The organism is Streptomyces sp. NPDC058678, from assembly GCF_042714835.1.
GTDB lineage: Bacteria > Actinomycetota > Actinomycetes > Streptomycetales > Streptomycetaceae > Streptomyces.
Genome location: NZ_JBHXSG010000023.1, coordinates 21,321 through 48,093, shown reverse-complemented (window position 1 = coordinate 48,093; position 26,773 = coordinate 21,321). Strand labels below are relative to the sequence as shown.

Here is a 26,773-nt window from a genome sequence, read left to right as displayed (position 1 = left end):
GGGGCCGGTGTGATCAGGGGGCGAGACAGTCGGGTACGACGCCCGAAGTGGGGGTAGCGGTTCTGCACGGCGGCGGCCGTGCGGTGACGGGTGCCTCTGGGCGTCGTATCCACGTATATGTCGTCGTTCTCCGGACCTTGGGGTATCCCCTGCTTTTCAGGAGCTTGGGGAAGGGGGTTTCGTGGTTCGTATCCGAGTTCTGGTCGTCGACGACCATCGCATTTTCGCCGAGTCACTCGCCGCGGCGCTGGCGGCCGAGCCCGACGTGGACGTCTCCGCGGCGGGCAGCGGTCCCGCAGCGGTGCGCAGTCTGGAGCGCGCGGCCGCCGAGGGGCGCCGCTACGACGTGCTGCTGGTCGACGCCGACCTGGGCGGCAACGTGCCCGGCGTGCGGCCCGCGACGCCGGTTCAGGAGGTGGGCGAGGACGGCCTCGTCGACGGGATATCCCTGGTCGTCGGGGTGCGTTCGTCGCAGCCCGCCGTCCGGATCGTCGTGCTCGCCGAGAAGGACGACCCGCGGCGGGCCGCGCTCGCCCTGCAGGCCGGTGCCTCCGGGTGGGTCGCCAAGGACTGCTCGCTGTCCCGTCTGCTGACGGTCATCCGAGGGGTCCTGCGCGAGGAGACGCACCTGCCGCCCGCCCTGCTCACCGGCGTCCTGCGGGAGCTGACCGCCGCGCGCAAGCACCGCACTGAGAGCGAACAGCTGGTGGAGTCCCTCACACCGAGGGAGCGCGAAGTGCTGCGCTGCATGGTCGCGGGGCTGGGCCGCAAGGCCGTCGCCGAGCGCCTGTTCCTCTCCCCGCACACCGTCCGCACCCACATGCAGAACGTGCTCGGCAAGCTCGGGGTGCACTCCACGCTGGCCGCCGTCGCGCTGGCGCGGCGGGCGGGGGTGGGTCCGGTCGACCTGGGACCCGCCGGGCGGATCATGCCCGAGGAAAGCAGCAGTGCCTGATCAACGCGGTGGATGTGCGTGCCGGACCCCGCGCCCACCGCAGGATGCGCCCGGGCAGGGCCTCAGCCGGGGATGTTGTCGAACGGGGCGGTGAGCTGGCGTAGCAGTCCGGCCAGTTCGCTCCGCTGGGCCCGGGACAGCTCCGCGAGGATCGCCCGCTCCTGGTCCAGCAGTCCGGCCAGGGCCTGGTCCGCGCGGTCGCGGCCCTCGGCCGTGAGGCGGACCAGCACTCCGCGCCGGTCGCTGGGGTCGGGCAGCCGCTCGACCAGGCCCTTCTTGGTCAGGCGGTCGATGCGGTTCGTCATCGTGCCCGACGTGACCAGCGTCTGGGTCAGCAGTTGCCCCGGCGAGAGCTGATACGGCGTTCCCGCGCGCCTCAGTGCCGTCAGCACGTCGAACTCCCACGGCTCCAGGCTGTGCTCGGCGAAGGCCAGCCGGCGGGCCCGGTCCAGGTGCCGGGCCAGTCTGCTCACCCGGCTGAGTACCTCGAGCGGTTCCACGTCGAGGTCCGGGCGCTCCCGGCGCCATGCTGATACCAGCCGATCGACCTCGTCCTCCATGACGATCAGTGTAGTGGTTGTGTCGATGTGAAGTCTCTTGACGTCAACATTCTTGACGGCGAGCTAAATCGGGGTCAGGCTGGGAACCCGTCAGAACGGCCACGACGACGAGGAGGCCCCCCATGCCCGCCGCCCCCACCTGGGACCCCGCCCAGTACCTGCGCCACGCCGACCACCGCGCCCGCCCCTTCGTCGACCTCCTCGCCCGCGTCCCCGACCTTCCCGGTGAGCCGCCCCGCGTCGCCGACCTCGGCTGCGGGCCCGGCAACGTCACGACCCTGCTCGCCGACCGCTGGCCCACCGCGCACATCACCGGGTACGACAACTCGCCGGAGATGCTCGACAAGGCACACGTGGACCACGCCGGGTCCACCCCCGGCGGCGGCCGCCTCGACTTCGCCCACGCCGACGTACGGAGCTGGACGCCGCCGGAGCCGTACGACCTGATCGTCAGCAACGCCACCCTCCAGTGGGTGCCCGGCCACGTGGAACGGTTCGCGGAGTGGGTGGCCGGCCTGAAGGCGGGCGGCACCTTCGCCTTCCAGGTCCCCGGCAACTTCGACGCCCCCAGCCACCTGCTGATGCGCGAACTCGCCCACTCCGCCCGCTGGAAAAACCGCCTCGCCGACACCCTGCGGCACGACGACGCCGTCCTAGTACCCGAGGCCTACCTGGAGCGGCTGGCCGACCTCGGCTGCACCGCGGACGTGTGGGAGACGACGTACGTCCATCTGCTGGAGGGCGAGGACCCGGTGCTGGACTGGGTGAAGGGCACCGGCCTGCGCCCCGTCCTCACCGCCCTCGACGACGACCCGGCGGCCAGGGACGAGTTCGTGAGCACCTACCGGGCGGCCCTGCGCGAGGCCTATCCGACCGGCGCGCACGGCACACCCTTCCCCTTCCGCCGAATCTTCGCGGTCGCCCGCAAGGAGGCGTGATGATCACCGCCGTGGACCATGTGCAGCTCGCGGCCCCGCCCGGCTCCGAGGAGCGGCTGCGGGCGTATTACGCCGGCGTCCTCGGCATGACGGAGATCCCGAAACCACCGGTGCTCGCGGCGCGCGGCGGGTGCTGGTTCCAGGCGGGCGGCGTACAGCTGCACCTGGGCATCGAGAACGACTTCCGGGCCGCGAAGAAGGCCCATCCGGGGCTGCGGGTGACGGGCATCGGGGCGTACGCGGCCGCGCTGGAGGCCCGTGGAGCGACGGTCACCTGGGACGACGACCTGCCGGGTCACCGGCGGTTCTACACCGAGGACCCGGTGGGCAACCGCCTGGAGTTCCTGGAGCCGGTGGTCAGTCCGTTCGGCCCAGGTGGGTGACGATGTGGATCACTTCGTCGTCGATGACGTACACGACGCGGTGGTCGCCGACGCGGAGGCGCCGGATGTTCACGCCGTACGGTGCCGAGGACGCCGGACGTGGATTGTGCGCGAGCTCATCGATGGCGGCCAAGGTCGCGGCCAGGCCGCGCGGGTCCTCTTTCAGGAACCGGGCCGCGGAGTCGAGGGCATGCGGTTCGAAGATGATCTCGTAGGTCACTCTCGCTCGAGCCCCAGTCGCCTGCGCACCTCGGCCATGGGAATGCCGGGCTTCAGCGTTCCCTCCGCCTTGCGCCGCTGGTAATCGGCGACTGCCAGGGCGTCTTCGAGGTCCTCTATCACCTGCGGAGAGACGAGGAGCGCGGCCACATGCCCGTGGTCGGTGAGGGCGATGGTCTCGCGGCTGTGGGCCGCGCGACGCACCAGGTCGCCGAGCTGGGCACGGGCCGCGCTGATCGTGATCTCAGTCACGCCCACATGTGTCACAAGGTTAATCTTGTGATCCATTGATTCAGTTCTTCCGGCGCCCTATCAGGTGCGGCTTCGCCTCCAGCCCATCCAGCCCGTGCCACGCCAGGTTCACGAGATGGGCTGCGACCTCCGCCTTCTTCGGGCGGCGGACGTCCAGCCACCACTGGCCGGTCAGCGCGACCATGCCGACCAGCGCCTGCGCGTACAGCGGGGCCAGCTTGGAGTCGAAGCCGCGGTTCTTGAACTCGCGGCCCAGGATGTCCTCCACCTGGGTGGCGATGTCCGAGATCAGGGACGCGAAGGAACCCGTCGACTGGGGGATGGGGGAGTCACGGACCAGGATCCGGAAACCGTCCGTGTACTCCTCGATGTAGTCCAGCAACGCGAAAGCGGCCTGCTCGCACAGCTCACGCGGATGACCGGCCGTCAACGAGCTCGTCACCATGTCCAGCAGGCGCCGCATCTCACGGTCGACCACCACCGCGTACAGCCCCTCCTTGCCGCCGAAGTGCTCGTAGACCACCGGCTTGGACACCCCGGCCTTCGCCGCGATCTCCTCCACCGACGTGCCCTCGAAGCCCTTCGCGGCGAAGAGGGTGCGACCGATCTCCAGCAGCTGCTGGCGACGCTCCGCACCGGTCATCCGGGTGCGACGCGCACGCCGCGGCTTCTCATTGCTCGGGGTGCTGCTGGAGTCGGTCGCCACGGCGTCAATCATGCCGCCTCGGCCGTCTCCCTCTTGCGTCGGGAACCGTCCTCATCCGCATTACGGCGAGAATCGATACGCGAGCGTGACGGCCAGCGCACGTCATAGGCCCAGCCGAGCATCTCGAACCAGCGAATGAACCGCGCCGAGGAGTCCAGCTGCCCCCGCTCCACCCCGTGCCGTGCCGACGTCGGGTCGGCGTGGTGCAGGTTGTGCCAGGACTCGCCGCACGACAGGACCGCCAGCCACCACACGTTGCCCGAACGGTCGCGCGACTTGAACGGCCGCTTGCCGACCGCGTGGCAGATCGAGTTGATCGACCAGGTGACGTGGTGCAGCAGGGCCACCCGGACCAGCGAGCCCCAGAAGAAGCCGGTGAACGCGCCCCACCAGGACATCGTCACCAGACCGCCGATCACCGCGGGCAGCGCCAGCGAGAGGATCGTCCACAGGATGAACTGCCGGGAGATCGTCCGGATCGCCTTGTCCTTGATCAGGTCCGGGGCGTACTTGTCCTGCGGGGTCTGCTCCTCGTCGAACATCCAGCCGATGTGCGCCCACCACAGGCCCTTCATCAGCGCCGGGAGCGTCTCCCCGAAACGCCACGGCGAATGCGGGTCGCCCTCGGCGTCGGAGAACTTGTGGTGCTTGCGGTGGTCGGCCACCCAGCGCACCAACGGCCCCTCGACAGCCATCGAGCCCATGATCGCCAGGGCGATCCGCAGGGGTCGCTTCGCCTTGAAGGAGCCGTGGGTGAAGTAGCGGTGGAAACCGATCGTGATGCCGTGGCACCCCAGGTAGTAGAAGAAGACCAGAAGGCCGAGGTCCAGCCAGCTCACGCCCCAGCCCCAGGCCAGGGGCACGGCCGCCAGCAGCGCGAGGAACGGGACGGTGATGAAGAGCAGCAAGGTGATCTGCTCGATCGAACGCTTCTGCTCGCCACCCAGCGTGGCGGAGGGCGCGGGGGTCTCGTCGGCCGGCTTCGAGGAGCCTTCGATCACGTCGGAGCTTGAGGTCATGCGTGTCCCCTGTGGGGTCTTGGATTGAGGCTGGTGCCGGGCAAGGAGAACCGTGCGGTGTTTCCTACGGTTCCGTAACCTACGGCATCGTAAGTATGGCAGCGGGTCGCCCTGCGGCAAGAGCCCGACATTCTGCGCGTCCGCATGGACACCTATCCTTGGATCGGTCGGACAGCGCGGTCCGCTCTGATTTCTTCCCGGATGATCCGGCCCGTATGCGGCAGCAGCCGCCTGACCGCCATCCGGGTTCCCCTCTCGCACGAGCTTCAACACTGCAAGGAGCCGCACCTGTGAGCAGTGCCGACGACCTGACTACGAGCACCATGTCGACCAGCAGTGAGCTGCGCGCCGACATCAGGCGACTGGGTGACCTCCTCGGCGAGACCCTCGTCCGACAGGAGGGTCCCGAGCTGCTCGAACTGGTCGAGAAGGTCCGCCGCCTCACCCGTGAGGACGGCGAAGCCGCCGCCGAGCTGCTGCGCGGCACCGAACTGCAGACCGCGGCCAAGCTGGTCCGCGCCTTCTCCACCTACTTCCACCTGGCCAACGTCACCGAGCAGGTCCACCGCGGCCGGGAACTGCGCGCCAAGCGCGCCGCCGAGGGCAGCCTCCTGGCCCGTACGGCCGACCGCCTCAAGGACGCCGACCCCGAGCACCTGCGCCAGTCGGTCGCCAACCTGAACGTCCGCCCGGTGTTCACCGCCCACCCCACCGAGGCCGCCCGCCGCTCGGTCCTCAACAAGCTGCGGCGCATCGCCGCGCTCCTGGAGACGCCGGTGATAGAGGCCGACCGCCGCCGCTACGACACCCGCCTGGCCGAGAACATCGACCTGGTGTGGCAGACGGACGAGCTGCGCGTCGTCCGCCCGGAGCCCGCCGACGAGGCCCGCAACGCCATCTACTACCTGGACGAGCTGCACGCGGGCGCGGTCGGTGACGTCCTGGAGGACCTGACGGCCGAGCTGGAGCGGGTCGGGGTGAAGCTCCCCGACAACACCCGGCCCCTCACCTTCGGCACCTGGATCGGCGGCGACCGCGACGGCAACCCGAACGTGACCCCGCAGGTCACCTGGGACGTCCTGATCCTCCAGCACGAGCACGGCATCAACGACGCCCTGGACATGATCGACGAGCTCCGCGGCTTCCTCTCCAACTCCATCCGCTACACCGGCGCCACCGACGACCTCCTGGACTCCCTCGGCACCGACCTGGAGCGCCTCCCGGAGATCAGCCCCCGCTACAAGCGCCTCAACGCCGAGGAGCCCTACCGCCTCAAGGCCACCTGCATCCGGCAGAAGCTCGAGAACACCAAGACGCGCCTGGCCAAGGGCATCCCGCACGAGGAGGGCCGCGACTACCTAGGCACCGCCGAGCTGCTGCACGACCTGAAGCTGATCCAGACCTCCCTGCGCGAGCACCGCGGCGGCCTCTTCGCCGACGGCCGCATGGACCGTACGATCCGCACGCTCGGCGCGTTCGGCCTCCAACTCGCCACCATGGACGTACGCGAACACGCGGACGCCCACCACCACGCCCTCGGCCAGCTCTTCGACCGGCTCGGCGAGGAGTCCTGGCGCTACGCCGACATGCCCCGCGAGTACCGGGGCAAGCTGCTCGCCAAGGAGCTGCGCTCCCGCCGTCCTCTCGCGCCCAGCCCGGCGCCCGTGGACGCGGCCGGCGAGAAGACCCTCGGCGTCTTCCAGACCGTGAAGCGGGCCCTGGAGGTCTTCGGGCCCGAGGTCATCGAGTCGTACATCATCTCGATGTGCCAGGGCGCCGACGACGTGTTCGCCGCCGCCGTCCTCGCCCGCGAGGCGGGTCTGCTCGACCTGCACGCCGGCTGGGCCAAGATCGGCATCGTGCCGCTCCTGGAGACCACCGACGAGCTCAAGGCCGCCGACACCATCCTGGAGGACATGCTCTCCGACCCGTCCTACCGGCGCCTGGTCGCGCTGCGGGGCGACGTCCAGGAGGTCATGCTCGGCTACTCCGACTCCTCGAAGTTCGGCGGCATCACGACCTCGCAGTGGGAGATCCACCGCGCCCAGCGGCGCCTGCGTGACGTCGCCCACCGGTACGGGGTGCGGCTGAGGCTGTTCCACGGCCGCGGCGGCACCGTCGGCCGCGGTGGCGGCCCCTCGCACGACGCGATCCTCGCCCAGCCCTGGGGCACCCTGGAGGGCGAGATCAAGGTGACCGAGCAGGGCGAGGTCATCTCCGACAAGTACCTCGTGCCCTCCCTGGCCCGGGAGAACCTGGAGCTCACGGTCGCGGCCACCCTGCAGGCCTCCGCCCTGCACACCGCGCCCCGCCAGTCCGACGAGGCGCTGGCCCGCTGGGACGCGGCCATGGACCTGGTGTCCGACGCCGCCCACTCGGCCTACCGCCGCCTCGTCGAGGACCCCGACCTGCCCGCCTACTTCTTCAAGGCCACCCCGGTCGACCAGCTCGCCGACCTGCACCTGGGATCGCGGCCCTCCAGAAGGCCCGACTCCGGCGCCGGTCTCGACGGCCTGCGCGCCATCCCGTGGGTGTTCGGCTGGACCCAGTCCCGGCAGATCGTGCCCGGCTGGTTCGGCGTCGGCTCCGGCCTGAAGGCCCTGCGCGAGGCCGGCCTGGACACCGTGCTCGACGAGATGCACGAGCAGTGGCACTTCTTCCGCAACTTCGTCTCCAACGTCGAGATGACACTGGCCAAGACGGACCTGCGGATCGCCACCCACTACGTCGACACCCTCGTCCCGGACGACCTGAAGCACGTCTTCGACACCATCAAGGCCGAGCACGAACTGACCGTGCGCGAGGTGCTGAAGGTGACGGGCGAGAAGGAACTGCTCGACGCCACCCCGGTCCTCAAGCAGACCTTCACCATCCGCGACGCCTACCTGGACCCGATCTCCTACCTCCAGGTCACCCTCCTCAAGCGCCAGCGCGACGCGGCAGCCGCCGGCGAACAGCCCGACCCGCTGCTGTCCCGCGCCCTGCTGCTGACGGTCAACGGCGTGGCGGCGGGCCTGCGCAACACCGGCTGACGGCCCCCTCGGACACAAAGGTGCCCCCGAGCCTCGTAACAGCGGGCTCGGGGGCACCTTCGTGCGTGCGATCAGGCCTTACGGCGACGGAACATCAGGTAACCGCCCCCCGCGACCAGCGCGGCCGCGAGGCCGGACAGCAGACCGACCGGGGCGCCGTTGCCGGTCTCGGCGAGGTCGCCGCCGGTGCCCTGGGCGGACGGGGAGGAGGAGGCCGACGGGGCCGCCGACTCGCCCGCGGAGGAGCCCGGGCTCGGCGACGCGGACGGGTCGGCCGACTCGCCCGCCGAGGAGCTCGGCGAGGCAGACCCGGACGGCGTCGAACCGCCGCCGTCCCCGTCGTCCTCGCAGTCCGTCCAGAACACCTTGTGCTTGGCGGCGCCGTTCTCGCCCTCGAAGTTCCAGAACAGCTTGTAGTGGCCGTCGGGCAGCGACAGGTCGTCCGTACGGCCGTGGCCGTCGGCGTCCAGGGTGATCTCGCCGGACTTCACCGTCTCGCCCTTGACGTCGGCCGTCGGGGCCCACGCCTCGATGTGCCAGTCGACCTCCTGGACGGCGTCGAAGCCGAAGGCGTCGAGGTAGAAGGTGCAGACGTGGGGCTCGTTCTTGCGGAGCTCCTCGCCGGTGGTGGCGTCGTGGATCTTCACGGTGCCGTTGTCGCCGGGAGCTGTGGCGTGTGCGAGGGGAGCGGCCAGGAAGGCCGCCGCTGCGACGGCGGACAGAACGCCGGCGCGAGGGAGAATACGCATGGGGCAGCAGTCCATCTTCGAGATGTGAGCGGGAAGATGTGGAGGGGGCGGCTCAGCTTCCAGCGCCCGCCGTGACCAGGTCAATCACGAACAGGCAACACTCAGTTCCTCCACAGGACCTGAGAACGGCGAAACCCATCAGATCGTCACGAACACGGCCGTGAGCAGCGCGACCCCCGAGCCCGCCATCACCCACGCGACCCGAGTCCGCCGCAGCCCGCCCGCCACCACGACCGAGGCGAGCAGCAGCGCGCCGCCCATCGGCACCCACGAGTAGAGGATCCCGGCGGGACCGGAACGCACCACGTCGTCGCTGCCGGGCTTCACGACCACGTCGTACGTCCGCCCCTTGCGCACGGCCACCGTGTGCTCGATGACCACGCTCCTGCGGGCGGTCGACCCCACCGACGCCGGCGTGTACGGCCCCGTGCAGGTGTCCTCGCCGCACCGCGTCACTTCGACCGTGCCCCGCTCGCGCCCCTTGGTGAGCATCACGTGCTGGGCCGTCCCCCAGGACGCCCACACACCGGCGATCAGGATCAGCGCCGCGACCGTACCCATCGCCGCCAGCCGCCCGAACCGCAGCGCGGTGGCGGAGGCCTGGCGGGAGGTGGCGGCAGTGGCGGGCATGGCGGGGATCATTGGCCATGGCGCTGCGGTCGGTCAACTTCGCCGGGTGCCGGTGGCGGAAAAGTCGCCAGTTGTACGTACCTTTCCCCGCCCCTTCCCTCAGGCCTCAGGAGTTGTACGTCCCCTGCGCCCGCTCCAGCCCGTCGATCACCAGGCACTCCACCGCGTCCGCCGCCCGGTCCACGAAGTAGTCCAGCTCCTTGCGCTCCGCCGACGAGAAGTCCTTCAGCACGAAGTCCGCGACCGGCATACGCCCCGGAGGCCGCCCGATCCCGAACCGCACCCGGTGATAGTCCGCACCCATCACCTTCGTCATCGACTTCAGACCGTTGTGCCCGTTGTCCCCGCCACCGAGCTTGAGCCGCAGCACGCCGTAGTCGATGTCCAGCTCGTCATGAACGGCCACGATGTTCGCCACAGGCACCTTGTAGAAGTCCTTCAGCGCGTTCACCGGCCCGCCCGACAGGTTCATGTACGACATCGGCTTGGCCAGCACCACCCGCCGGTTCGCCGGCCCGGGGGGCCCGATCCGCCCCTCCACGACCTGCGCCTGCGCCTTCCCGGCCCGCTTGAACCGGCCCCCGATCCGCTCCGCGAGCAGATCGGCGACCATGAAGCCGACGTTGTGCCGGTTGGCGGCGTACTCCGGCCCGGGATTACCCAGCCCGACGATCAGCCAAGGGGCGCCTGCATCGGTCGTCACGTGCATGTCTCCTTGATACGCGCCGACCGCCGCCCCCGAGGGGAGCGGCGGCCGACAGCCGGTATTCCGGGGAGGATCAGGCCTCGGTGGCCTCGGCCTCGCCCTCCGCCGGGGCCTCCTCGGCCTGGGCGGCCAGGATCTGGAGGACGACCGCGTCCTCGTCGGTCACCAGCGTGGTGCCCTCGGGCAGCGGGATGTCCTTGGCGAGGATGGAGTCACCGGCCTCCAGGCCCGCGATGGAGACGGTGACCGACTCCGGGATGTGCGTGGCCTCGGCCTCGACGTTCAGCGTGCTCAGCACGTGCTCGAGCAGGTAGGCGCCCGGCGCGAGCTCGCCCTCGGTGTGGACGTAGACCTCGACGTTGACCTTCTCGCCGCGCGTCACCAGAAGCAGGTCGACGTGCTCCAGGAAGCCCTTGATCGCGTCACGCTGCACGGCCTTCGGGATCGCCAGCTGGGTCTTGCCCTCGATGTCCAGCGTCAGCAGGACGTTCGGGGTGCGCAGGGCGAGCTGCAGCTCGTGGCCCGGCAGCGTGATGTGGGCCGGCTCGGCACCGTGACCGTAGACAACGGCGGGAACCTTGTTGTCACGGCGGATACGGCGGGCCGCACCCTTGCCGAACTCGGTACGGGTCTCGGCGGCGAGCTTGACGTCAGCCATGGTCACTCCTCGTAGAACAGTCGGGGAAGGTGGTCACCCGGCCAAACAATCGGCCTGCTACGAAGAGCGCGTCGATAACGGACCGCCGTACGCCTCCTGAAAAGCGGTACGGCCTCCCTCGCCGAGCAACTTGAGCAGTCTACTCGGCAGGGAGGCCACACCCAAAAGGATCTTCGAGGCAGTGCTTACTGCTCGTCGAACAGGCTCGTCACCGAACCGTCCTCGAACACCTCACGCACCGCGCTCGCGATCGTCGGCGCGATCGACAGCACCTTGATCTTGTCCAGGTCCGCACCCAGCTCACCCGGCGTCGGCAGCGTGTCCGTGAAGATGAACTCGCTCACCCGCGAGTTCTTCAGCCGGTCCGCCGCCGGACCCGACAGCACACCGTGCGTCGCCGTCACGATGACGTCCTCCGCACCGTGCGCGAACAGCGCGTCCGCGGCCGCGCAGATCGTGCCGCCGGTGTCGATCATGTCGTCGACCAGCACACACACCCGGCCCTTGACCTCACCCACGACCTCGTGGACGGTCACCTGGTTCGCCACGTCCTTGTCGCGCCGCTTGTGCACGATGGCCAGCGGAGCGCCCAGCCGGTCGCACCAGCGGTCGGCGACCCGCACCCGGCCCGCGTCCGGGGACACGACCGTCAGCTTGTTCTTGTCGACCTTCTTGCCCACGTAGTCCGCGAGCAGGGGAAGGGCGAACAGATGATCCACCGGGCCGTCGAAGAAGCCCTGGATCTGGTCCGTGTGCAGATCGACGGTCAGGATCCGGTGGGCACCGGCCGTCTTCATCATGTCCGCGATCAGACGCGCCGAGATCGGTTCACGTCCGCGGTGCTTCTTGTCCTGCCGCGCGTAACCGTAGAACGGCACGATGACGGTGATGGAGCGGGCCGACGCGCGCTTCAGCGCGTCGATCATGATCAACTGCTCCATGATCCACTTGTTGATCGGAGCCGTGTGGCTCTGGATCAGAAAGCAGTCCGCACCGCGAGCCGACTCCTGATAGCGCACATAGATCTCGCCGTTCGCGAAGTCGAAGGCCTTCGTCGGGACAACCCCGACACCCAGCTGCTGGGCGACCTCCTCGGCAAGCTCGGGGTGGGCGCGGCCGGAGAAGAACATCATCTTCTTCTCGCCGGTCGTCTTGATCCCGGTCACAGCACTGTCTCCTCAGAGGTGTCTCAACTGGGTACCGATGGACCGTCTCAGCTGGCTGCGAGAGGACCGTCTCGGCTGGTGGGGCGTACGGGTGTGCACTTATCACGGTACGCCGTGTCCGACGCACCCGTTTCCGGTCAGCCTTCGCTCTCACCCTGCCGCGAGGCCGCCTCAGCCGCCTTCGCGGCCGCGCTCCCCGGACGCTTGCGGGCCACCCAACCCTCGATATTCCGTTGCTGACCGCGGGCCACGGCCAAAGAACCGGGCGGCACATCCTTCGTGATCACGGACCCGGCGGCGGTGTACGCACCGTCCCCGACCGTGACAGGCGCCACAAACATGTTGTCCGAACCGGTACGACAGTGAGACCCGACGGTCGTGTGGTGCTTGTCCTGCCCGTCGTAGTTCACGAACACGCTCGCCGCACCGATGTTCGTGTGATCGCCGATCGTCGCGTCACCGACATAGGAGAGATGCGGGACCTTCGTCCCCTCCCCGATGGAGGAGTTCTTCGTCTCCACGTACGTACCGACCTTCGACCCGGCACCCAGACGCGTACCGGGCCGCAGATACGCGTACGGCCCGACCGTCGCCCGCGGACCGACCTCCGCCCCGTCAGCGACCGTGTTGTCGACCCGCGCCCCCGCACCCACCCGGGTGTCCCTGAGACGACTGTTGGGCCCCACCTCGGCACCCTCACCCAAGTACGTCGAACCCTGCAGCTGCGTCCCCGGATGCACGACCGCGTCCTGCTCGAAGGTGACGGTCACGTCCACCCAGGTCGTGGCCGGATCGACGACCGTCACGCCGGCCAGCATCGCACCCGTCAGCAGCCGGTCGTTGAGAATCCGCCGGGCCTCGGAAAGCTGCACCCGGTTGTTGATCCCGGCGATCTCCCGATGATCACCGGCGACGGAGGCACCCACCCGATGCCCCGCCTCACGCAGGATCCCGAGGACGTCGGTCAGATACTCCTCGCCCTGCGAGTTGTCCGTACGAACCTTGCCCAGCGCGTCGGCCAGAAGCTGCCCGTCGAAGGCGAACACCCCGGAATTGATCTCCCGGATCGCCCGCTGCGAGTCGGACGCGTCCTTGTGCTCGACGATCGCCGTGACGGCCCCGGAGCCGTGGTCGCGCACGATCCGGCCGTAACCGGTCGCGTCCGGAACCTCGGCGGTCAGCACGGTCACCGCGTTGCCGTCGGCGGAGTGGGTGGCGGCGAGCTGCCGCAAGGTCGCACCGGTGAGCAGAGGCGTGTCCCCGCATACGACGACCACGGTCCCCTCGACCGGCCCGCCCAGCTCCTCCAACGCCATCCGGACGGCATGCCCCGTACCGTTCTGCTGCGCCTGCACCGCGGTGCGCACCTCGGCGTCGGTCTCCGTCAGATGCGCGGTGACCTTCTCACGGGCGTGGCCCACGACCACGACGAGGTTCTCCGGCTGCAACTCACGCGCGGCGGCGAGCACATGGCCCACGAGGGACCGGCCACAGATCTCGTGCAGAACCTTGGGTGTGGCCGACTTCATACGGGTGCCCTCACCCGCTGCGAGAACGACGACGGCTGCCGGGCGAATGGCGCTCACGGGGTTGCCCTTCGGCTTTGGATGGGTGGGGGTCGGACATCCGCAGGATACCGGGGCGTTTCGTGGGGGACATGAGAGTGGGCCCTGACAGTGCTGTCACTGGTCAGGGCCCGAATCGCGCATGTGCTCCCCCGCCAGGACTCGAACCCGGACAGATGGCACCAAAAGCCACAGTGCTGCCAATTACACCACGGGGGATGGAACTCGGCTAAACCGGACATTCGGTTAGATCGCCGAGATGGCACCCAACACTATGCCGTACCAAGCGCCTTCCATGCGACGGTACAACTCGGCGCTCCTGGTGACGTAGACGACCAGGCAGCCGCGATAGGTCTCCGACGTGTTCTTCCGGTTCGTTGTGGGGTTGTGTTTCTTGAGGGTGGGGCGCTGGAACTCGGAGGCGTCCGCCCCGACCAGTTCGGCCCAGAACGCCTGGGCGGCGCCCAGGTCGGCCGATACGTGGATGCTGACGCGGAACCGCATGCGCTCGCGTTCGACGCCCAACGACTCCAGCCATCGCAGGTACAGGCGAATGACGTTCGGGTCGCTGTTGATGAACTGGAGGTTCTCGCGGCGCTGGCGACCGTGGGCCTTGTCCTTGGCCCCCTCCGCCCAGTAGAGGGCGACGCCCGCCAGGAACAGCTCCCGGTCGCTCAGTACGCCCACCTCGCGCGTGGCCGCGGCCTTGGTCTGCTGCCGCTCGGCGTCGCGCAGGGGCAACTCGTGCTCCCAGCGCTTCTGTGCGGCGAGCAGTGCCTGTTCGGCGGGGTCACGCCGCTCCGGCTTCGGTAGATCCCGCACCCACAGCGAGATCGAACTCTTGGAGCACCCCAGCTCCACCTGGATCTGGTCGTACGTCCAGCCCTGCAGGCGTAGCTCCCTCGCCCTGTCCCGCAGGTCGTCCTTCGCGTTCGGGCGCTTCGTCCAGGCCGGGGGTGGCTCTCCCTCCAGAAGTCGGTTGAGGATGTCGTTGTTGTGGACGTGCAGGCGGTCGCGGATCTGGCGTCGGCTGAGGCCGGCTCGTCGCAGCGTGAGCGCCTGCTCCCGGAGTCCCTCGAAGTCCATGTCTGTGCCGTGTGGATGTGCCATGGGCATACCGTCCGGGTGGAATCCGATCTTCCGGGGTCGAACGGTGATCGATTCAGCAGTTCGAGGGATATCGGTCGGTTTCGTTGTCGTTCGATCACGCGATGTGGTGTAGGCCAGTCAAGGAAACTCACCGGAAAAGGGGCACCCGGCGCCCGTAGGCTGGAGGCATGACCACGACGGGGGAAGAACACGCCACGGCCTTGGGAGGGCCGTGGTGGTGGACCAGATGGCGCAGTGCGGTGCTGGACGTGGGTCTGGCTGTGGCGTCCGCGGTGGAGTGTGCGGTGGAGGGGGTTCCGTTCGCGCGGGACGCGGGGCTTCCGGACGCCGCGGGGGTGGTGTTCGGCGTCCTGGCCGGCTCGGTGCTGGTGTTGCGCCGCAAGTGGCCGATCGCCGTCGTGCTGGTGTCGATCGCGATCACGCCTGCCTGGATGGGCTTCCTGATGGGCATCGTCGGCCTGTACACGCTGGCGGCGTCCGAGCTGCCGCGGCGGATCATCGGTTCGCTGGCGGGTATGCAGCTGGTGGGGACGTTGATCGTGACGTTCGTGCGGGTGCGGCAGGGGGTGGCGCGGGGGGACTGGACGATGGGGGACTGGTTCGTCCCCTTCGCCTCGCTCGCGACGTCGATAGGCCTGACCGCGCCGCCGCTGCTCCTCGGGCTGTATGTGGGGGCCCGGCGGCGGCTGATGGAGAGCTTGCGGGAGCGGGCGGACAGCCTGGAGCGGGAGCTTCAGTTGCTCGCCGAGCGGGCCGAGGAGCGGGCGGAGTGGGCTCGGAACGAGGAGCGGACGCGGATCGCCCGGGAGATGCACGATGTCGTGGCGCATCGGGTGAGCCTGATGGTGGTGCATGCCGCGGCGCTTCAGGCCGTTGCCCGCAAGGATCCCGAGAAGGCGGTGAAGAACGCCGCGCTCGTGGGGGACATGGGGCGGCAGGCGTTGACCGAGTTGCGGGAGATGCTCGGGGTGTTGCGTACCGGTGGGGCGGCCGTGCGGCGGGACAGTGTGCCGTTGGCGGCGGTGGGGGTGGTCGCGGCCGCGGTGGCGTCTCGGGCGGCGGCCGACGAGAGTGCGGACGGGCCGTGTCTGTCGGATCTGGATGTGCTGGTGGGGCAGTCGGCCGCTGCGGGGATGGTGGTCGATCTGTCGGTGGAGGGGGAGACGCGGTCGTACGCGGCGAGGATCGAGCAGACGGCGTTCCGGGTGGTGCAGGAGGCGTTGACGAACGTCCACAAGCATGCGGCGGGGGCGAAGACGCACGTACGGCTCGCGCACCGGGTGTCGGAGATCGCGATGCAGGTGGAGAACGAGCCGCCGCCGGAGCTGACGTCGGAGTCGTCGGCGCGGTTGCCGTCCGGGGGCAACGGGTTGGTGGGGATGCGGGAGCGGGTCGTGGCGCTGGGCGGTGTGTTCGTGTCGGGGCCGACGGATGCGGGGGGTTTCCGGGTGTCGGCGGTGATTCCGGCCGCGTCGTAGGGCGGTCGCTCGTGTGACCTCAGGCTGCCGTGAGGCGGATGGGTTCGATGCCGGAGACGAGGGTGGCGAGGGCCTGGTCGAGGTCGGGGCCGAGGTACCAGTCGCCGGTGTGGTCGAGGGCGTAGACGCGGCCTTCGGTGTCGATGGCGAGGAGCGCCTGGGTTTCGGTCTCGGCGCCCAGGGGGCAGACCGCGGTGTCGAGGGCGCGGCCGAGGTCGCCGAGGGTGCGGGCCATGTGGAGGCCGTGCAGCGGGTCGAGGTGCAGCTCGGCGGGGGCGATCTGGCGGCCGGGGCCGGTGGGTGCGAGGTGGAGGCCGCCGAATTCGGCCCAGGCCTCGACGGCGGCGGGGAACACGGCGTGCCGGTGTCCGGCGGGTGAGGTGTGTTCCCGCAGGGCGTCGGCCCAGATCTCGGCCTGCTTTATGTCCCAGCGTCCGGGTTGCCAGCCGGCGGCGCGCAGGGCGGCGTCGACGGGTACGGGGAAGCGTGTGGTGGAGGTGCGGTCGGGGTGCATCTTCCCTTGGTTCGTCGAGTGCGTCGAGTGCGTCGAGATCGTCGGGGTCGCGGCTGTCGTGACCGGGGGCGGTCGTGACTGGTGCCTTGTTGGTGTACGTCCTGTTGTTGTGGGTCCGGGTGATGTACGTCCGGGGTGATGTACGTGGGGCGTGCCTGATCGGCTCAGTCGTCCGTCGCCGTGGAGTCGACGACGCGGACGCCGAAGTGGGCGCTGAGGGCGGTGCAGGCGCGGCAGGGGGCAGCGAAGCTGCCGTGCAGGGGGTCGCCGTCCTCGCGGATGCGTCTCGCGGTGAGTTTGGCCTGCTTGAGTGCTCTGCGGGCCTCGCCGTTGGTCATCGGTCTGCGGGCGGCGCGTTTGCTGCGGGTGGCGTCGATGGCGGCGATGTGGCGGGAGATCAGCAGGGTCTCGGCGCAGCGGCCGGTGAAGCGGTCGCGTCGGTCGCTGGGGAGGCTGTCGAGGAAGTCCTGGACCAGGGGGTGCAGGGCGGGGGGCTGGTCGCCGCGGGCGGCGGTGCCGGTGAGGGTGGCGCCGCGTACGGAGAGCGCGGCGGCGACGGTGGGAAGTATGCCGTCGCGGCGGTGGCGCAGGGTCGGGGCGTGCGGGGTGTCGGTGCTGCTCCAGCCGATGCGGGGATCGCCGGACGTGCCGTTGTGCGGGCCTGCGTGCGGACCTGTGTGCCGGGCGGTCCGGGGGTCGCCGGACGTGCCTGGTCGCGGTCCTGGGTGTGGTCCCGTCTGTGTCGCGTTCATGATCGTCATCCCCTCCCGAGCATCCCCCGGACGACACAGAGTGCCAAATGCCGTGGCCGCTGCGGAAGCTGGGGCGGTGCGACACGCCCGGGTTTGGGCGGGCTGTCACGGCGGGGTGACGGCTGGTCACGGAAGCGGAGGGGTGCTGACCGGTGCCCGGTGACCGGTCTTGTCGTACCGCATAGGCTGTCGGCACCGCGATCCACGCGGTCGACGCGTGGAGACGGACGAGACAGTCGATACGGGGCGTAGGGGCCGAAGAGGGTCGCTACGGGTCGTACCAGAGTGCCGCAGGGGGCAACCGCCATGACGACAGGTCGGCTCGGGCAGCAAGCCGCGCCGCCGAACGCGGCCTACGCCGGGCAGGTCGTGCATTTCCCGGATCCGGTCCGGGCGGCCCGTCACCCGAGAGGGGTACGGGTGGACGAGCACGGCTACCCCGATTTCTCGCCCTACGCGCGTGCGGTCGCTGAGATCGCCGATCCGCCTGAGGGTTTCGGGGTCGACGAGTTGCGGCTGACGGACTACGTGTCGGCGAACGCGGCCCTGGCGGCCACGGGGCACGAGTTGTGGGACACGGTGCCGGCGGTGGCGACGCCGCACGGCTGGACGTGGCATCACGCGGCGATCTCGCGGAGGCTGGAGTTGGTGCCGGTCGACGTGAAGGCGTTGCTGCGGCATCACGGCGGTATCGCGACGGCGGCGGTGGACCAGAACAAGAGGGGTACGCGGCCGCTTCAGGAGACGCGTCCCGCGCACTTCGGGCTGCCGAAGTCGGGTGTGGCGGTGACGGAGTCGCAGGTGCTGGGCGTCGAGGAGGACCTCGGGTACCGGTTGCCGGGCGCGTACCGGTCGTTCCTGAAGGCGGCGGGTGGGTGTGCGCCGGTGGGCGCGGCCCTGGACGCCGAGTTGGGTTTGCTGATCGACCAGCCGTTCTTCACGGTGCGGGACGAGGCGGCGGTCAACGACCTCGTGTACGTCAACAAGTGCCTGCGTGACCATCTGACCAAGGACTACCTGGCGGTCGGTTTCGTGCAGGGCGGTCTGCTGGCCGTGAAGGTGAAGGGCGAGCGGGTCGGTTCGGTGTGGTTCTGCGCGTACGACGACGTGCGGGACGTGGATCCGTCGTGGCCGCCGGCCGAGCGGGTGGAGCGGTTGCTGCTGCCGTGCGGTGACGACTTCGACGCGTTCCTGTCGCGGCTGGCGGGCAACCCGCCGGAGTTGGAGACGGTGGCGAACCTGATGGTGGACGGCGGGTTCGCGCGGTCCGTTCCCGTCTCGTCGGTGGGGGAGTGAGCTGGACGATGGTGACGTTTGCGCAGGCGCAGGAGCGCGCCGAAGAGTGGATCAACGGGGATGTGCCGGCGTACCAGCATCGTGAGGTGCGGGTACGGGAGTTCGACCTCGGGTTCGTGGTGTGGGCCGAGGACCGTGCGGAGGGGCCGCGTTCGGACGGCGGCGCTCAGCGGCTGGTCATCGCCCGGGACAGCGGGGAGGCCACGCTGTGGCCCTCGCTGGCGGTGGGTGAGGTGATCCGCCGGTACGAGGAGGAGTACGGCCGTGCGGATGCCGTCGCCGACGCGGTGCCGGCTCCCGCTGCTCGGGTCGACCTGAACCAGACGTCGTTCTTGTTGAGTCCGCCGGAGTGGTTGCAGGAGGCGGCGGACAAGCTGGGGATTCCGGACCGGCGGGGGGCTGCGGCTTCCGGGGGTTCCGGCTCCGGTGCGGCTGCTGCTTCCGCCGGGGCTGGTGCCGGTGGGGCGTCCAGGGGCGGTGAGGCGCTTCCTCAGACGCAGGCCGGTCCTTCCGGTGTGTCCGCCGGTCCTTCCGGTGTGCCTGCCGGGGCCACGCCCTGGGCCGGGACGGACACCAACGGGGATGCCGGTGAGGACCGTTCGGTGCCGTTGCCCGCGACCGTGTTCGCGCCTCCGTTGAGTGGCGCAGACGACGAGGACGCGCCGCCGGACGCCAAGACGGCGCTGATCTCGGGCGGCAGCGGGCTTCCGCCGACGGCGTTCGCGCCGGCGGTCGACGAGGCGAACGCGCCGGGTGGGCCCCGGGGGGCCGGGGCTCCAGGTGGGCCGGGTGTGCCCCCGGGGGACGGGGCTCCGGCCGGGCCGGCCGGTCCGGGTGCGCCGTCGTCGTACGGGTATCCGCAGGCTGGGGGTGGGCCGGGGATGTCTCCGGGTGCGACGCCTCCGCCTGCGCCGCCTGCGCCGTCGTCGTACGGGTATCCGCAGGCTGGGGGTGGGCCGGGAGTGCCTCCCGGTGCGACGCCTCCGCCTCCGCCGGGTGCGCCGTCGTCGTACGGGTATCCGCAGGGGACCGGCGGTGTCGCGGGGGCTCCTCAGCCTCCCGCCGCCGGGGCCGGTGCTCCGGGCGGGCGGTCGCTCGCGCCGAACGCCGGGGACATCGCCGATGCCGCGACGAGCAAGGCGGCGCCTCCGCCACGCCGTGCCGGGGCCAACCCGCCGCCTCCGCCGGGTGCCCCGGGAACTCCGGGCGCGCGTCCGGGCGGGCCGCCCGCGCCGACCGGGCCCGGTGCGCCTGGTGCGCCGGCGGGTGGGTACGTGCCGACGCAGTTGGTGTCGGCGCTCGGCCCCGACGGTCCTGGGGGACCTGCCGGCGGGCCGGGGGCTCCGCAGGCTCCGGGTGCGCCGAACTCGGCCGGTCCGCCGAACCCGCCCGGCGGTACGCCTCCGGGCGAGGTCCACCATGCCGCCACGATGTTTGCCGATCCGGGGCGGATGGGTCCTGGCGGGGCCGCGCCGCAGCCTCCGGCCGCTCCTGGTGCGCCCGGTGCTCCTCATGCGCCAGGTGTTCCGGGTACGCCTGGTGCGCCTCAGCCGCCCGGCGCCCCCGGCGCACAGGGCTCTTCCGGTGGCGCGCGAGGTGCCGTGCACCACGCGGAGACCATGTTGGCCGGGCCCCCGGTGGGCGGACCCGGCGCGCCTCCGCCTCCTCCGCCGCCGGCCCCCGGTGCTCCTGGCGCCCCGGGGATGCCTCCGGGGGCACCCGGCGCAGCTCCCGGCGCTCCGCAGCCGATGCCGCCCGGTGCCATGCCGCCGCCCGGCGCCATGCCGCCTCCCGGGCAGCCCATGCCGGGGCAGCCGGCGGCGTACGGCTATCCGCAGCAGCAGGGGCAGCCGACCGTCGGGCCCGGCTATCAGGCCGTACTGCGGTACCGCGCGCAGGACGGGTCCGAGCAGCAGCTGATCCGGCGTTCGGCGCCGGGGACGCCGCATCCGGAGTGGCAGATCTTCCACGAGCTGCGGGCGATGAACGTGCCGCCGGACCAGGTGCTGGAGTTGCACACGGAGCTGGAGTCCTGCGAGTTGCCGGGTGCTTACTGCGCGCGGATGATCCGGGAGCAGTGGCCGCAGGCGAGGATCGCGAGCATCGCGCCGTACGGCACGGATCACGCGAGCCGGCAGCAGGGCATGCAGCAACTCATCGAGCACCAGGGCGAGTTGCACCAGGTCGCCGACGGGCCTGCCCGCCCGGTCCCGATCCGGGCGCCGTTGCCGCAGGTGCAGCCCGCGCCGCCGATTCCGCCGGAGGGTGTGGCGCAGGAGGTGGCGGGGGCGTTCGGGCCGGGGGTGTTCCGGTTCGAGCAGGCCGCCGTGTCCCGGCAGGGCGTGCCGCCGGTCGTGGCGCACTCACTGGTGGTCGCGGGACTGCCGATGGACATGGGTCCGTTCTTCTGGGCGCAGGCCCAGCCGGGGCGGCCGGTGCCGACGCTGGCGGAGCTGGCGGCCGAGCGCGGGGTGCAGCCGGCCCCGGACGCGGGCTCGTACCTCGTCATGGGCAGCGACTTCGGCCGGGCGCTCTGCGTGCAGTACGGCACGGCGAACATCGTGGCGGTGCCCGTGGAGACGGGGCCGGGCGGTGCGCCCGTGCCGCCGCAGTTCGTGAACACGGGGCTGCCCGAGTTCCAGCGGTGTCTGGCGCTGCTCGGCCGGATGTGGCGGCTCAGGTTCGGGCTGAACCAGGAGCAGGCGGGACGCTGGACGGTCGACTTCCAGGCCCAGCTGGCCGCGCTCGACCCGGCGGCGCTCGGTTCGCCGGAGAGCTGGTGGTCGGTACTGCTGGAACAGATGTGGGACGGGCTGCTGTGAGGCGCCCCGGCTGAGCTGGACGCGCTGTGCGCGGTAGGGGCCGGACCTGGTCGTGTGACCGGGTCCGGCCCTTTCGCGTGCGCTCGATGACCTGGACCTCGGACCGGGGCCTGGGACCTGGACCTGGGAGGTGGATTGGGGCCGTGGACCCGGGCCTGGGACTCAGAGCTGGACCTGTGACCGTGACGTTCATGCGGAGTGTCGCGTTATGAACACATCCGTCCGATATATCAAGATGGCCGCGAAATCATCATGTCGCATCCATTCGTGTCGGTTCGGCGGAGAGGGGTTCCAGAATGAGCAGCGCTTCGGTCGCGCCACATGGATTCATGGCTGTCATGGCGGTACGGGGGCGCGGCTACCGTCCCGAACAGGTCGATGCGTACGCCGGCGCCCTCTCCGAGGACCGCGACGCCGCCTGGGAGCGCGCCGCCCGTCTCACCGTCCTCGCCAGGGAGATGGAGACGGAGGCGGCGCTGCTGCGGGAGACCGTGGCGGAACTCGCCCCGCAGACCTACGAGGCGCTCGGTGAGCGTGCCCGGCGGCTCTTCGAGCTCGGGCAGGAGGAGGCCGAGGCCGTACGGGAGGGTGCGCGGCAGGAGGCGCAGCGCCTCGTGGCGGAGGCGCGGGAGCGTGCGGACGCCGTGTGCGAGGCCGCGCAGGCGCACGCCGACGCCGTACGCTCCGAGGCCGACGAACGCGCCCGGCAGCGCCTGCTCGCGGCGCGCGCCGAGGCCGACGAGATCCGCGTCGGGGCCCGGCGCGAGGTGAAGGAGGGGCGCGGGGAGGCCCTTGCGGCGTTGCGTGAGGTACGGCAGCGCACCACCGCGATGCTCGGTGAGCAGGCCAGGGAACATGCCGATCGTTGGGCCGAGACCGAGCGGGAGGCGGAGGAGCGGGCGGCCGCGCTGGACGAGCTGTACGCCGAGCGGGTGGCGCGGGCCGAGGCCGTCCTGTCGGAGGCGAAGCAGGCGTTCGCCGAGGCGGAGGCGTCGGCGCGGCAGCGGCAGGAGGAGGCGCAGGCGCGGGCGGCCGAGGTGGTCGCGGAGGCGCGGGCGCGCGAGGAGCAGATCGCCAGGGAGACGGAGCGGGTGCTGCGCGAGCACGGGGAGCAGTGGGACGACGTGCGGGCGCAGATGGATCACGTACGGAACAGTCTGACGGCGCTGACGGGGCGGGCGGCGATGGAGTGACGCGGGGCGGGCGGCGAGGGAAGGCCGGGAGCAGCGAGGAAGCGACGGGGGGCGGGGAAGCGAGGGAGTGACGGGAGGGGGCGAGGGGATCGCGGGAGGCGGCGAGGGGGTGGCGGGGCGCCCGGCACTCAGCGGGAGCGGGCGCCCCCCGAGGCCGTCAGCAAAAGCCGTCAGCCGCCCCGCCCGCCCCTCGCAGTCGTCAGTTCTCCTTCCGCACCGCCCCGGCGAGAATCCACCCCTCCACTGCCTCGTACTGCCTCCTGTGCTCCTCGGCCTTCGCCCTTCCCGAAGCCACCGTGCCCAGCCACCCGAAGGCGAAGCCCGCGGGGATCGACACGAGGCCCGTCGTCGTGAACGGGAACCAGTTGAAGTCGGCCTCGGGGAAGGCGGAGGCGGGGGATCCGGAGACCAGGTTCGTGCCCGGCATCAGGACCAGCACCACCAGCGTGCCGCCGATGAGCGTGCAGAGCAGGCCCGTTCGGGTGTAGCGGCGCCAGAAGAGGCTGTAGACGAGGGCGGGGGCGATGGCGGAGGCGCCGATGCAGAAGGACAGGGTCACCAGGGGTTGCAGGTTGCGGTGTTGGACCAGCGTGGCGAGCACGATCGCCGCCAAGCCGACCACCAGGGCCGACAACCGCGCCAGCATCATCTCGCGGCGCTCGGACATCTCCTGCACACGGGCCGCGAACACGTCGTGGGCGAGGGAGTTGGCGCAGGCGAGGATCATGCCGGCGACGGAGGCGAGCAGGGTGAGGAAGATCGCCGTGGTGACGGTGGTGAAGAGCAGGGTCTCCGTCGTGGAGACGTCGGCGCCGAACGCCGCCCGGGAGGCCAGCAGGTACGCCGTGTTGCCCTGCGGGTCAGCCTGCGCGATCACCGCCCGGCCGATCAGCGCCGTCGCGCCGAACCCGACGACCGTGATGACCAGCACGAACAGCACCACCGACGACACCGCCCAGGACATCGAACGGCGTACCTGACGGGCGCTGGAGGCGGTGTACATACGCATGGTGACGTGCGGCAGGCAGCCGCCGCCGAGGACCACGGCCAGCTGAGCGCTGATCATGTCGAGGCGGGGGTGCGGACTGCCCGCGAACTCCAGCCCCGACTGGAGGAAGGCGGACCCCACGCCGCTCTGTTCCGCCGCCGTGTCGAACAGCGCGCCCGGGTCCCAGTCGAACCTGTTCATGATCAGTACGGAGATGACGGCGCCGGACCCGAGCAGCATCACGATCTTCATGATCTGGATGAGGGCGGTGCCCTTCATGCCGCCGATCGCCGCATAGCTGATCATCATCGCGCCCAGCCCGATGATGCAGCCGGTCTTCAGTGAGTCGCCGGAGAAGCCGAGGATGAACGCGAGGAGTTGGCCGGTCCCGGCCAGCTGCACCAGCATCAGCGGCATCAGCGCGGCGATGGTCACCACACACGCGGCGATACGGACGCCCCGCCCGGGCATCCGCCGCGCCAGCGCGTCGCCCATGGTGAACCGGCCCGCGTTGCGCAGGGGTTCGGCCAGCAGGAACATCAGCAGCATCAGGGACAGTGCCGTGCTGAGGGCGAGGACGACACCGTCGTATCCGCACAGGGCGATGATCCCGCCCGTGCCCAGCACGGTCGCGGCGGAGATGTAGTCCCCGGCGATCGCCAGGCCGTTGCGCATGGGGGACAGGGAGCTGTAGCCGGTGTAGAACTCGTCGAGGTCGTCCCGGTCGGGGCCGGTCATCACGCACAGCAGGAGCGTGATGGTGGCGACCGTCGAGAACGCCACCAGGGACATCGCCTGCGCGGAATCGCTGAATCCCGTCATCGCCGCGCCGCCCCCTCCCGCTTGGCGTTCACTTCGGACTCCCTGCGGATGCGGTCCGCGATCGGATCGACGTAACGGCGGGCGGTGTGCTCGTACAGACCCACCGCCAGCCAGGTGACGGGCAGTTGGATCAGGGCGAGCAGCAGTCCGGTGGGCAGTCCGTCGGCGACCGTGCTCGTCATGAAGCCCGGCGCGAACGCGGACAGGATCAGGAAGAGCGTGAAGTAGCCGAGCGCGGTGAGCGTGGCCGTGCGCCGCTGCCAGCGGTAGGCGCTGCGCAGGACGCGTAGGTCGCTGTGGTGGCCGAGGGCGGAGTGCCGTCGGGGGCGCTGTCTTGCCGGTTCGGGCGGTATGGGCGGCTGCCACGGGTAGGTGGCGTACGACGGTGACACGTCGTGCGGTGGGTGCGGTGGGTGCTGGTACGGGTACGACGGTGACGGGTCGTAGGACATCCCGGTGCTCCTTGCGCGGCTCAGGAGTTTGGGGGGGTGGGCGAGCGGAGCCACGCACGCTACTAGCAGGTAGGCGTGTGCGCGAGGGTTTCGCCAAACTGATTGGTCGGTACGCGCTTACTCCGCTGACCTCGGGTGTTACCCGCATTAACTCCGATTTTTTTGCGCGCGGTAGAGCCCTGTCAGTGCGGGAGGGGTACGAGGCGTGCCAGTCGATAGGCGCTGCCGGGGCGACCGCCGGCCGCTCACTGTTCCGTCAGTACCGGAAACCGTCGCGGCGCCAGCACCAGCAGCACCACGAAGGCGATCGCCGCCGCACCCGCCGCCCCCAGATGGACCGCGTGCACCGCGTCCGCGATCGCGTGGCGGGTCGCCTCGGGCGCGGGGCCCGCGTCCAGGGACCGGGTCACGGAGTCCAGGTCGCTCGCGCCGCCGAGCCGTGCGGCCAGTACGCCGTTGGCGACCGCGCCGAAGAGGGCCGCGCCGAGGGTCTGGCCGGTCTGACGGCAGAAGAGGACGGAGGCCGTGGTGGTGCCGCGTTCCGCCCAGTCGACCGTCGACTGGACGCCGACGAGCAGCGGGAGTTGGAACAACCCCAGCGCACAGCCCAGCAGCAGCATCAGCAGCGTCGGCTGCCATGCCTCGCCCGGATACGGCAGGAACGGGAACGCGAACAGGATCAGCGCGGCCGTGCCGATGCCGAGCATCGCGGTGTTGCGGAAGCCGATGCGCCGGTAGACGTGCTGGCTGAGCGCCGCCGACACCGGCCAGCTCAACGTCCATACGGAGAGCACGAATCCGGCCGTCATCGGCGCCAGCCCGAGGACGGACTGGGCGTACGTCGGCAGGAAGACGGTCGGGGCCACCATGAGCAGGCCCAGCGCGCCGAGGGCCAGGTTGACCGCGGCGATCGTACGGCGTCGCCACACCCACCCGGGGATGATCGGCTCGGCCGCCCTGCGCTCCACCAGCACCACGACCGCCACGAGCGCGAGTCCCGTGCCGAACAGGGCCGTCGAGGGGGCCGACAGCCAGGGCCAGGCCACGCCGCCCTGTACCAGCGCGGTGAGCAGGACGCCGCCGCACGCGAACACCGCGAGCGCGCCCGCCCAGTCGACACGCGCGCGCGTGGCCGCCTTTGTCTCCTCCTCAGGTCGTACGTCCCGCCGCGGCTCGTGGAGGCAGCGGGCGATCAGCCACAGTGCCACCGCGCCGACCGGCAGGTTGACCAGGAAGATCCAGCGCCAGTCGGCGTACGCTGCCAGGACGCCGCCGACGCCGGGTCCCGCGACCGCGGACACCGCCCAGACCGTGGACAGCCTGGCCTGGATCTTCGGGCGTTCCTTGAGGGGGTACAGGTCGGCGGCGAGCGTCTGGACCGTGCCCTGCAGCGCCCCTCCGCCCAAGCCCTGCACGACCCGGAAGGCGATCAGCGCGCCCATGTTCCAGGCCACGGCACACAGCAGGGAGCCGAGCAGGAACAGGGCCGCGCCCGCGATCAGCACCGGCTTGCGGCCGTAGGTGTCGGAGAGCTTGCCGTAGACGGGGAGGGTGACGGTGACGGCGAGCAGATAGCCGGAGAACAGCCAGGAGAAGACCGAGAAGCCGCCGAGGTCGCCGACGATCTGCGGTACGGCGGTGGAGACGATGGTGGAGTCGAGCGCAGCCAGTGCCATCGCGAGCATCAGGGCGGCGACCACGGCACCGCGCCGGTCCGGGGTGGTGTGCCGCACGGTCTGCTGTATCGCGGGTTGCGCGTCGCCCACGCGAAGTCCTTTCCCCTTGCACCTATCTGCCGTCGGACAGCT

26 protein-coding genes and 1 tRNA gene are annotated in these 26,773 nt (G+C 70.7%); 8 read left to right on the top strand and 19 right to left on the bottom strand.

From position 1 onward, the window contains the following. The first annotated feature begins 181 nt into the window (after nt 1-181). Nucleotides 182-955 carry a LuxR C-terminal-related transcriptional regulator gene (locus ACFWWR_RS21600; RefSeq protein ID WP_383858844.1) on the top strand — a complete coding sequence of 258 codons (774 nt, stop codon included), beginning with the start codon at nt 182-184 and terminating at the stop codon, nt 953-955. Between the two features lie 62 nt (nt 956-1,017). On the opposite strand, the gene ACFWWR_RS21595 is transcribed toward ACFWWR_RS21600, so the two are convergent. Beyond that, the gene (locus ACFWWR_RS21595; protein WP_217242434.1) at nt 1,018-1,515 is read right to left on the bottom strand and encodes a MarR family winged helix-turn-helix transcriptional regulator; all 498 of its coding nucleotides are present in this window, start codon (nt 1,513-1,515) and stop codon (nt 1,018-1,020) included. A gap of 122 nt (nt 1,516-1,637) precedes the next feature. Here ACFWWR_RS21595 and ACFWWR_RS21590 point away from each other — a divergent pair, with 122 nt between their 5' ends. After that, nucleotides 1,638-2,453 (top strand): trans-aconitate 2-methyltransferase, encoded by an 816-nt coding sequence (locus ACFWWR_RS21590; protein WP_383858841.1) that lies wholly within the window; start codon nt 1,638-1,640, stop codon nt 2,451-2,453. Then, nucleotides 2,453-2,836 (top strand): VOC family protein, encoded by a 384-nt coding sequence (locus tag ACFWWR_RS21585; RefSeq protein ID WP_383858838.1) that lies wholly within the window; start codon nt 2,453-2,455, stop codon nt 2,834-2,836. Before ACFWWR_RS21590 ends, ACFWWR_RS21585 begins: the two co-directional genes overlap by 1 nt. On the opposite strand, the gene ACFWWR_RS21580 is transcribed toward ACFWWR_RS21585, so the two are convergent. The 4 genes from ACFWWR_RS21580 to ACFWWR_RS21565 are packed head-to-tail and all read right to left on the bottom strand — an operon-like array spanning nt 2,811 to nt 5,032. Continuing rightward, nucleotides 2,811-3,056 carry a type II toxin-antitoxin system RelE/ParE family toxin gene (locus ACFWWR_RS21580; RefSeq protein ID WP_384304804.1) on the bottom strand — a complete coding sequence of 82 codons (246 nt, stop codon included), beginning with the start codon at nt 3,054-3,056 and terminating at the stop codon, nt 2,811-2,813. The genes ACFWWR_RS21585 and ACFWWR_RS21580 overlap by 26 nt on opposite strands. Beyond that, nucleotides 3,053-3,307 (bottom strand): type II toxin-antitoxin system Phd/YefM family antitoxin, encoded by a 255-nt coding sequence (locus ACFWWR_RS21575; RefSeq protein WP_383858831.1) that lies wholly within the window; start codon nt 3,305-3,307, stop codon nt 3,053-3,055. The genes ACFWWR_RS21580 and ACFWWR_RS21575 overlap by 4 nt, the downstream gene beginning before the upstream one ends. Before the next feature lie 40 nt (nt 3,308-3,347). Continuing rightward, entirely contained in the window at nt 3,348-4,025 is a 678-nt protein-coding gene (locus ACFWWR_RS21570; RefSeq protein ID WP_383858828.1) for a TetR family transcriptional regulator, read from the bottom strand. Further along, complete coding sequence (locus ACFWWR_RS21565) at nt 4,022-5,032, bottom strand: acyl-CoA desaturase (protein WP_383858825.1); 1,011 nt, start codon at nt 5,030-5,032, stop codon at nt 4,022-4,024. Before ACFWWR_RS21565 ends, ACFWWR_RS21570 begins: the two co-directional genes overlap by 4 nt. 290 nt (nt 5,033-5,322) lie before the next feature. Here ACFWWR_RS21565 and ppc point away from each other — a divergent pair, with 290 nt between their 5' ends. Further along, nucleotides 5,323-8,064, top strand: a complete 2,742-nt coding sequence (ppc, locus tag ACFWWR_RS21560; protein WP_383858822.1) for a phosphoenolpyruvate carboxylase — start codon at nt 5,323-5,325, stop codon at nt 8,062-8,064. A 71-nt stretch (nt 8,065-8,135) separates the two neighbouring features. Here the strand turns inward: ppc and ACFWWR_RS21555 are convergent, their stop codons facing one another. The 8 genes from ACFWWR_RS21555 to ACFWWR_RS21520 all read right to left on the bottom strand — a co-directional run bounded on the left by ACFWWR_RS21555 (nt 8,136) and on the right by ACFWWR_RS21520 (nt 14,648). Then, complete coding sequence (locus ACFWWR_RS21555) at nt 8,136-8,813, bottom strand: LPXTG cell wall anchor domain-containing protein (protein WP_383858819.1); 678 nt, start codon at nt 8,811-8,813, stop codon at nt 8,136-8,138. A gap of 138 nt (nt 8,814-8,951) precedes the next feature. Continuing rightward, nucleotides 8,952-9,455, bottom strand: coding sequence for a hypothetical protein (locus ACFWWR_RS21550; RefSeq protein WP_383858816.1), 504 nt, complete (start codon nt 9,453-9,455; stop codon nt 8,952-8,954). 94 nt (nt 9,456-9,549) lie between these two features. Further along, on the bottom strand, nt 9,550-10,152 hold the full coding sequence (pth, locus tag ACFWWR_RS21545; RefSeq protein WP_383858813.1) for an aminoacyl-tRNA hydrolase: 603 nt from the start codon (nt 10,150-10,152) through the stop codon (nt 9,550-9,552). Nucleotides 10,153-10,222: 70 nt separating this feature from the next. After that, on the bottom strand, nt 10,223-10,807 hold the full coding sequence (locus ACFWWR_RS21540; RefSeq protein ID WP_383858810.1) for a 50S ribosomal protein L25/general stress protein Ctc: 585 nt from the start codon (nt 10,805-10,807) through the stop codon (nt 10,223-10,225). Between the two features lie 185 nt (nt 10,808-10,992). Beyond that, nucleotides 10,993-11,973, bottom strand: coding sequence for a ribose-phosphate diphosphokinase (locus tag ACFWWR_RS21535; RefSeq protein ID WP_383858807.1), 981 nt, complete (start codon nt 11,971-11,973; stop codon nt 10,993-10,995). Nucleotides 11,974-12,110: 137 nt separating this feature from the next. Continuing rightward, the gene (glmU, locus tag ACFWWR_RS21530) at nt 12,111-13,559 is read right to left on the bottom strand and encodes a bifunctional UDP-N-acetylglucosamine diphosphorylase/glucosamine-1-phosphate N-acetyltransferase GlmU (RefSeq protein WP_383858804.1); all 1,449 of its coding nucleotides are present in this window, start codon (nt 13,557-13,559) and stop codon (nt 12,111-12,113) included. A 126-nt stretch (nt 13,560-13,685) separates the two neighbouring features. Then, a tRNA-Gln gene (locus tag ACFWWR_RS21525) sits at nt 13,686-13,757 on the bottom strand. Between the two features lie 27 nt (nt 13,758-13,784). Then, nucleotides 13,785-14,648 (bottom strand): hypothetical protein, encoded by an 864-nt coding sequence (locus ACFWWR_RS21520; protein WP_383858801.1) that lies wholly within the window; start codon nt 14,646-14,648, stop codon nt 13,785-13,787. 167 nt (nt 14,649-14,815) lie between these two features. Between ACFWWR_RS21520 and ACFWWR_RS21515 the strand changes: the two genes are divergently transcribed. After that, on the top strand, nt 14,816-16,126 hold the full coding sequence (locus ACFWWR_RS21515) for a sensor histidine kinase (RefSeq protein ID WP_383858798.1): 1,311 nt from the start codon (nt 14,816-14,818) through the stop codon (nt 16,124-16,126). A gap of 19 nt (nt 16,127-16,145) precedes the next feature. On the opposite strand, the gene ACFWWR_RS21510 is transcribed toward ACFWWR_RS21515, so the two are convergent. Both ACFWWR_RS21510 and ACFWWR_RS21505 read right to left on the bottom strand, forming a co-directional pair. After that, nucleotides 16,146-16,640, bottom strand: a complete 495-nt coding sequence (locus ACFWWR_RS21510; protein ID WP_383858795.1) for an SUKH-3 domain-containing protein — start codon at nt 16,638-16,640, stop codon at nt 16,146-16,148. Between the two features lie 164 nt (nt 16,641-16,804). Continuing rightward, a complete protein-coding gene (locus ACFWWR_RS21505) occupies nt 16,805-17,401 on the bottom strand; it encodes a YwqJ-related putative deaminase (RefSeq protein WP_383858792.1) in 597 nt (198 codons plus the stop codon). Nucleotides 17,402-17,698: 297 nt separating this feature from the next. On the opposite strand from ACFWWR_RS21505, the gene ACFWWR_RS21500 reads away from it, so the two are divergent. Then, nucleotides 17,699-18,688, top strand: a complete 990-nt coding sequence (locus ACFWWR_RS21500; protein WP_383858789.1) for an SMI1/KNR4 family protein — start codon at nt 17,699-17,701, stop codon at nt 18,686-18,688. 166 nt (nt 18,689-18,854) lie between these two features. On the opposite strand, the gene ACFWWR_RS21495 is transcribed toward ACFWWR_RS21500, so the two are convergent. Beyond that, a complete protein-coding gene (locus ACFWWR_RS21495; RefSeq protein ID WP_383859140.1) occupies nt 18,855-19,061 on the bottom strand; it encodes a hypothetical protein in 207 nt (68 codons plus the stop codon). Between ACFWWR_RS21495 and ACFWWR_RS21490 the strand changes: the two genes are divergently transcribed. Both ACFWWR_RS21490 and ACFWWR_RS21485 read left to right on the top strand, forming a co-directional pair. Beyond that, nucleotides 18,976-21,510 carry an SUKH-4 family immunity protein gene (locus tag ACFWWR_RS21490; protein WP_384304888.1) on the top strand — a complete coding sequence of 845 codons (2,535 nt, stop codon included), beginning with the start codon at nt 18,976-18,978 and terminating at the stop codon, nt 21,508-21,510. The two genes, ACFWWR_RS21495 and ACFWWR_RS21490, sit on opposite strands and share 86 nt — an antisense overlap. A 338-nt stretch (nt 21,511-21,848) precedes the next feature. Continuing rightward, complete coding sequence (locus tag ACFWWR_RS21485) at nt 21,849-22,703, top strand: DivIVA domain-containing protein (protein WP_383859124.1); 855 nt, start codon at nt 21,849-21,851, stop codon at nt 22,701-22,703. Nucleotides 22,704-22,902: 199 nt separating this feature from the next. Here the strand turns inward: ACFWWR_RS21485 and ACFWWR_RS21480 are convergent, their stop codons facing one another. The 3 genes from ACFWWR_RS21480 to ACFWWR_RS21470 all read right to left on the bottom strand — a co-directional run bounded on the left by ACFWWR_RS21480 (nt 22,903) and on the right by ACFWWR_RS21470 (nt 26,731). Beyond that, nucleotides 22,903-24,513, bottom strand: a complete 1,611-nt coding sequence (locus tag ACFWWR_RS21480) for a cation acetate symporter (protein ID WP_383858786.1) — start codon at nt 24,511-24,513, stop codon at nt 22,903-22,905. Further along, nucleotides 24,510-24,965 carry a DUF485 domain-containing protein gene (locus ACFWWR_RS21475; RefSeq protein WP_383858783.1) on the bottom strand — a complete coding sequence of 152 codons (456 nt, stop codon included), beginning with the start codon at nt 24,963-24,965 and terminating at the stop codon, nt 24,510-24,512. Before ACFWWR_RS21475 ends, ACFWWR_RS21480 begins: the two co-directional genes overlap by 4 nt. A 245-nt stretch (nt 24,966-25,210) precedes the next feature. Next, entirely contained in the window at nt 25,211-26,731 is a 1,521-nt protein-coding gene (locus tag ACFWWR_RS21470; protein ID WP_384304802.1) for an MFS transporter, read from the bottom strand. Nucleotides 26,732-26,773: the final 42 nt, after the last annotated feature.